This is a genomic window from Pseudoalteromonas sp. S3431 (genome assembly GCF_000690035.1).
Taxonomy (GTDB): domain Bacteria; phylum Pseudomonadota; class Gammaproteobacteria; order Enterobacterales; family Alteromonadaceae; genus Pseudoalteromonas; species Pseudoalteromonas fuliginea.
Window position 1 is genome coordinate 1 of the sequence record NZ_JJNY01000132.1, and the last position, 6,056, is coordinate 6,056.

7 protein-coding genes are annotated in these 6,056 nt (G+C 40.2%); all 7 read left to right on the plus strand.

Features of this window, described 5'->3' with window-relative positions:
* The coding region (locus tag DO88_RS18990; protein ID WP_033041173.1) for a hypothetical protein at positions 1–1,020 on the plus strand (1,020 nt) is incomplete at its 5' end.
* 62 nt (positions 1,021–1,082) lie between these two features.
* Positions 1,083–1,577, plus strand: a complete 495-nt coding sequence (locus DO88_RS00265) for a hypothetical protein (protein WP_007377707.1) — start codon at positions 1,083–1,085, stop codon at positions 1,575–1,577.
* A 28-nt stretch (positions 1,578–1,605) separates the two neighbouring features.
* Positions 1,606–2,088 carry a hypothetical protein gene (locus DO88_RS00260; RefSeq protein ID WP_033041175.1) on the plus strand — a complete coding sequence of 161 codons (483 nt, stop codon included), beginning with the start codon at positions 1,606–1,608 and terminating at the stop codon, positions 2,086–2,088.
* Between the two features lie 72 nt (positions 2,089–2,160).
* Positions 2,161–2,529, plus strand: coding sequence for an eCIS core domain-containing protein (locus DO88_RS00255; protein WP_008138021.1), 369 nt, complete (start codon positions 2,161–2,163; stop codon positions 2,527–2,529).
* A 637-nt stretch (positions 2,530–3,166) separates the two neighbouring features.
* Positions 3,167–3,778, plus strand: a complete 612-nt coding sequence (locus DO88_RS00250) for a DNA/RNA non-specific endonuclease (RefSeq protein ID WP_033041177.1) — start codon at positions 3,167–3,169, stop codon at positions 3,776–3,778.
* Positions 3,779–3,895: 117 nt separating this feature from the next.
* A complete protein-coding gene (locus DO88_RS00245) occupies positions 3,896–4,483 on the plus strand; it encodes an HNH endonuclease domain-containing protein (protein ID WP_033041178.1) in 588 nt (195 codons plus the stop codon).
* A 123-nt stretch (positions 4,484–4,606) separates the two neighbouring features.
* Positions 4,607–5,731, plus strand: coding sequence for a hypothetical protein (locus DO88_RS00240; protein WP_033041180.1), 1,125 nt, complete (start codon positions 4,607–4,609; stop codon positions 5,729–5,731).
* Positions 5,732–6,056: the final 325 nt, after the last annotated feature.

Consider the following 6,056-nt stretch of genomic DNA (forward strand, 5'->3'; position numbering starts at 1 on the left):
CAGATTGATCTCCCTTCGCAAATTGACTTAACCCAAGCGGGAACGGTGACGGATTCGCGCATTGAAGCAGGTGAATTTATTGGTGATGGGGCTAGGTTATCTAATATTCAAACTACTAGTTTACCCATTGCAACGTTTGCAGATATTCAAATGGGTGATACAAGCAAGCTGACTACCGCACAACACGGTGGCTGGTTAAATCAAAAAGTAGAAGCGCTTACATGCCCCAATTTGTTGCCGCTGCTGATTGCATGTGTTGAGACAACACAAAACATCGATATTGATAACGTTCCTAGTGAAATTGATGGTTATATGCTTGTTGATGGTGATTTGGTGTTATTGAACGCCCAAACGAATAAGAGTGAAAACCGCATATGGCAAGTAAATGAACTATCAAGCTCATTTTCTTTACAGTCTGTGGTCCGCTATGAACCTGTTGACATGGTTCACGGCGATGCGGTGATCATAACTCAAGGTGACATTTATAAAGATCAAGCATTTATGCTTAGGGCTATTTACGATAATGATGCTGATTTTGAGTATCAATGGAAAATGACAGCCAGTTTAGTGACTGTTGGTGATGGGCTCATAAAGAGTAAAAACCGCTTCAGTGTAAATTTCGCTTCAGCTAATGATCTCGCTAATGGCAGAGTTGATAAGGTTATTGATAGTGCTTTATTAAAGCAAAACTTAACTTCGCTTGGGCAACAGCTTCAAAACCAAATGCTTAATATTAACCCTCAAGTACACACTACTGACTTTACTATTGACGCAAATTCCATTCATTTTTTAGATCTTACAGATGACACTACATTGACAGCTATAATTGACGAAAAAGTCACCTATTTTAGGGTGCAGGACTTTAGTGGAACTTGGGGGACAAACAGCCAAGTTATTCTTAAATTTGCAGATAACTCCAGCCTTACAATATTGCTCAACAGCTCACATGCTTATTATGATTTATACAAAGTAAATGACATTTTTTATTCCTATGACTCAACTGGCAAATTCTTTCTCTAAGGCAACCAGTTATTAATTTAGTCATCAATTCAAACACCCCCTCCCTCTAAAAGGAAAACCCTATGAATAATTTTGTAAACGTGATCCAAAAACTTGAAGAACTGAGTGCTCGTGATAGTAATAAAGCTAGAAGCCTAAACTTATTAAATAGTGTTATTTATCAGGTTCGTGCTGATATGAACCAATATTTAGGTATGCAAACAACTGACTTACACAGGGTAGAAGATATTGCAGATGTGCTTGGCTATGCTGGTCGTGTAGTCGCCGCTAGTGATGACTTTCCAGTGACCCCGGTTGAGCCTGCCATGTTTGGCGCAACAGAGTTTTACACGGGGGATTACTTTTTGGTTAAAAATGGTCCTGATCGCGGTATTTATCCAATCACCATTTTTGATGATGGAGCTGGTTTTAAAACGTACGACCTAGACCCTGCTTTAAAACGATATTTAGGTGATGTTGCCGTTGTTGTACTTAAATTAGTTGAAAATGATTTAGTACAAAAACACAGTATATTCAACCTCTCCAACGATATATGGCAAGAGCGTGTAATTGCGTAATCACGTAATTATACGGTACAACTAAGCCATGTTTACGACCTTTCGAGAAAAGCTAAAACGCTACTTCATTACAGGTGCAAAACCAACCCAGGCGCAGTTTGCCGAGTTTTTAGATGCAGCGTTTATTCAAAGCGATGATGGCATTACGAAGAAGTCATCTGCAGCGGGGCAAGTACTGACTTTTTCACTGCCAGAACACCATCAAGCCAATACGGTTTTTCAACAAAGTGTGTGTATTCAAGGAGATTTAATTGTAGAGGGGCAGCTACTCGGTGCCTCTTCATCAAGCGCCACAACACCAACCAGCCGAGTTTATGAAACGTCAAGCTACAGTGCGGCTAACGCAAATACCCAACAAGTTAGCGTGCCAATTGGCTGTATTTTACTCTACAGCGGCGCACAAATCCCCGACGGCTTTTTAGCCTGCGACGGCCTAAACGGCACGCCTAATTTGGCACCGTTGGTGGACAACCCCATTCAACCGATTCGTTACATTATTAAAATGCATTAATGCTGCTTTTTATTCATTGACATCTTATATGCGGCAGCTTCATTTAACCTATTATTATACCTTGGAATTTTTATGTACCAGTCACTTAATCAAAAGCAGCAAGAACACGACACGCTCCCCGTACAACGCCAAGCAATAAGCCGAGAAACGCGTTTAAAAGACAACGTAGGCAGCATGATGGGCGTCGATTTAAGCCACGTTGCTGTGCATACCAACTCATCCAAGCCCGCGCAACTTAATGCCCACGCCTATGCCCAAGGCAGAGAAGTACACATCAGCCCGGGGCAAGACCGCCATTTAGGGCATGAGCTTGCTCACATTGGCCAGCAAATGCAAGGTCGCGTACAAGCCACTACCCAGTTTGCAGGGCAAGCGGTGAATGATGATCCAAAATTAGAACATGAAGCCGATGTGATAGGGGCAAGAGCAGAGAGTATGTGACTAAGTTAGAGCGTCATGTCGAATTGACAAGCTTTGTTTTAAGTTAAGTGTTATGAAGCAAGTGACTTGACCCCTTACCTTTCTTGTGACCCCTTACCTTTCTTGACCCCTTACCTTTCTCTCACATTGGCCAGCAAATGCAAGGTCGCGTACAAGCCACTACCCAGTTTGCAGGGCAAGCGGTGAATGATGATCCAAAATTAGAACATGAAGCCGATGTGATAGGGGCAAGAGCAGAGAGTATGTGACTAAGTTAGAGCGTCATGTCGAATTGACAAGCTTTGTTTTAAGTTAAGTGTTGTGAAGCAAGTGACTTGACCCCTTATCTCTTATGACCCCTTATCTCTTGAGGGAATAAGTTCACCGCTGGATGAGATTGACGGGTTGTGAATAGATGACCAAAAGAGTGGCGCTTTAACAGCCCATGCGGGTATTAAAGATCCACCGCTAATGGGAAGTAGATGAAGTTTAAAAAAGTGGACTTTTAACAGCCAAAATAGGTGTTAAAAGTCCAGAAATGATAATGAGATAGTCAGAATAAACGCCACATCCACCACTGTGTGGTGTATCTGGGATTGTTATAGGCAACTAAAAAGCCTATAACAAGCGATAAAGTCCAATTTAAAAGGTTTGAGATATGTATGCACAAAAAGAAAAAACAAAAGATAGTGGTAGTTATTATAAAGCTACTGCTCAGTTTAAGCCCTGCTCAAAAAAAAATGTGATTCAGCGATTAGATTTATCTAAGGTTGACAGGAGCAAACTAAACTTTAATGCACAATCTGCCTTTGATTTGCTAGATAATAATAGAGCTAATTTTAAGAAAGTAGACAAAAGTGGTGGAGATGTGAATGCGGTACAAGATAGTGAAAAGCGTGTAACGTCGGCCTATAAAGTTATAAGTAACGTTAAAGGGGGAAGATCTCCAGCACTGCAATCTACTATTGGTTGGTTGGGGAATTTGGAAGCGGAAAATATTAATGCTGGACATAATGGTGGTCATCTTATTGCGGACAGTCTTGGGGGGTCTGGGACATGGCAAAATATGGTTCCGCAAGATGGTCCTGAGAATAAATGGGGTGATTGGCGAAAATACGAAAGAGAAAATAAAAAAGCAATGGAGGCTACAGGAGACCCATTGATTGTGAGGGTTCAATTAGGATATACAGGTGATTCCGTATTGCCGACATCTTGGAAGAGTCAGATCGAAGATAAGAACGGTAAAGATGTGAGTAGTTACTCAGCTTAATCTCAAGCCCATAACAAAACCTAAAAATCATTAAAACGCTTTTTAGCCTAATTGTTATAGGCAATAAAGAAAAGCCTATAACAATCGCTAAAGTCCAATTTAAAAAGGTTTGTAAATATGTATGCACAAGTAGAAAAGTCAAAAGAGAATAAAAGTATAGCTATTGTTAATTCTGTTGCGCAGCGGAGATTACAATCACAAGTAAAACAGCGGGTTAAGAGCGAGGCCTTTTTAGTACCGATAGAAGGGTCGCAATATACTGGTTCTGGGTGGGCAGGATCTGGTCCGGGGGAACTATTTTCGAGTGGTGAAAGACATAGTCTTTTAGGTAATAATAAAACCAAAACTGTTAAAAAAGAAACATTAATCGGATCTTTTGATCTTTTAAGTGACGATAATGATGGCTCAAGACTGCTTAGTCCTAGTGATTTATCAACTGACCTAGCTGCGGTTGATCATATAGTGCCAAAAGCGGGTGGTGGTGGAAATCACCCAGCTAATGCTCAAATAATTTCATACTCGAAAAATTCTAGCAAAAGTGATTCATATCCTTGGGGGCCTTTCAAGGGCGATGTGAAAGTATATAATCCAGCAAATGACCATGTGTATAAGAATACAACTACCGCTAAAGCATATGGTGCAAATGTTACTGAGCTAGAAAAGACATATAATTCATGGTGGTTGCAGGACTTAAAAACGATGTAGTTTATGTATAAAACGCCTATAACAAAACCTAAAACCCATTAAAACGTCTTTTAGCCCAATTGTTATAGGCAATTGAAGAAAGCCTATAACAACGAATAAAGCTAATTCAAAAAGGTTTGAGTTATGTATGAACAAGTAGAAAAACCAAAAGAGAATCAAAGTCGAGCGATAGCTAATAATGTTGGGCAGAAAAAAAGTAATGTCCTGCAAGGATTTGTGGATAATCGACCTGAAGCAGTTGTTCAAAGGGAACTACAAAAAGTTGTAACCTATGGTCAGAATGAACAACAAATTGCCGATAAAAGTAATGTCGTTCAGCGTCTTGTCGTTCAAAGTGATTGGTTGAGACAAGGAGCTGAGAATATAGAAACTGCAACATCGAGTAGTGGGCCTTGGAAAGAGTGTACCGATAAAACATCAGCGGGATACAGAGATAATGCTGAGAAAAGTCTAGGGACTCTTGATGGCTTAAATGCTTTAGCAAAACACAGTGTTATTCCTCCAGCCACTATGAGTGGCCGAGGGCCTCTAGCGAAAGCTCACCTGATTGCAGCAGAATTTGGTGGACAATTGAAATTCTCACCCGTTGACAATATACGCTATCATCCACTTGATGTGGAATATGGTCAATGGCAACTTGATGAGAACGATGTGGGCAAAGCAGAAGGTAGAGGTTATATAACTTCGCGAAGTAGTGAGTTAGGGGTGGGAATTCCCTATCTGATGTCTCTTGACATTGGTGATATAGTCGAGAAAGAATATGGATTTTCTGCAGGCTATCATGTCTCTCAACAATTTGAACCTTGGTTGCAAGCTGCTGCATCAGTTCCTATTTCTGTTGCCTTTAAATATACAAATGTTGATAATCCCTACTTAAATATTAGTCACTCTTGGGGCGGGATAAGAAGTGTTTTGAAGGTTCAAGCAGTATCGGCAAAAAATGTGTTCGGGGCAATGCTTGATTTAGGATTAGAACTGCCAGATAGTGTTGTATTTGATGAGAGCAGTAATGATGCACATATAAGTTCTCGAGAACAAATGATATCGCTGATTGTCGATCTTGGGATTAAAGGCAAGTCGCTCATAAATTTATACAAAAAAATCAATTCACTGAAAAAGCTCGTCACAGCTGGTACCATACCTCTGAACGACGCTATTGATGCAATTAACAAACATCCATATCTCGCAACTAAACCTGGTAAGTGGATATTAGCCGGGAATTTTAGTACTTGGGCGGATTTAAATTAGACTAGTTATACTTATCAAACGGATTTTCTAAAAAACAATACGAAAAAAGGGGTCACGAAAAAAGGGGTCACACCAAAAAAAGGGGTCAAATCACTTGCTTCACGACATACGAAATACCACGAAAAAAGGGGTCCGAAAAAAGGGGTCAAATCACTTGCTTCAAAAAGAAAAGGGGTCAAATCACTTGCTTCATGACATAAGTCAACTACCTTCAAAGGAGTATTATTAAAACAGGTAGTTCACAATGCCAAGGCCACAACGAATTGAGTACGAACATGCTTTTTATCAAATACAAAAAAAGGGGTGGTAATCCCCCCGAAAAATA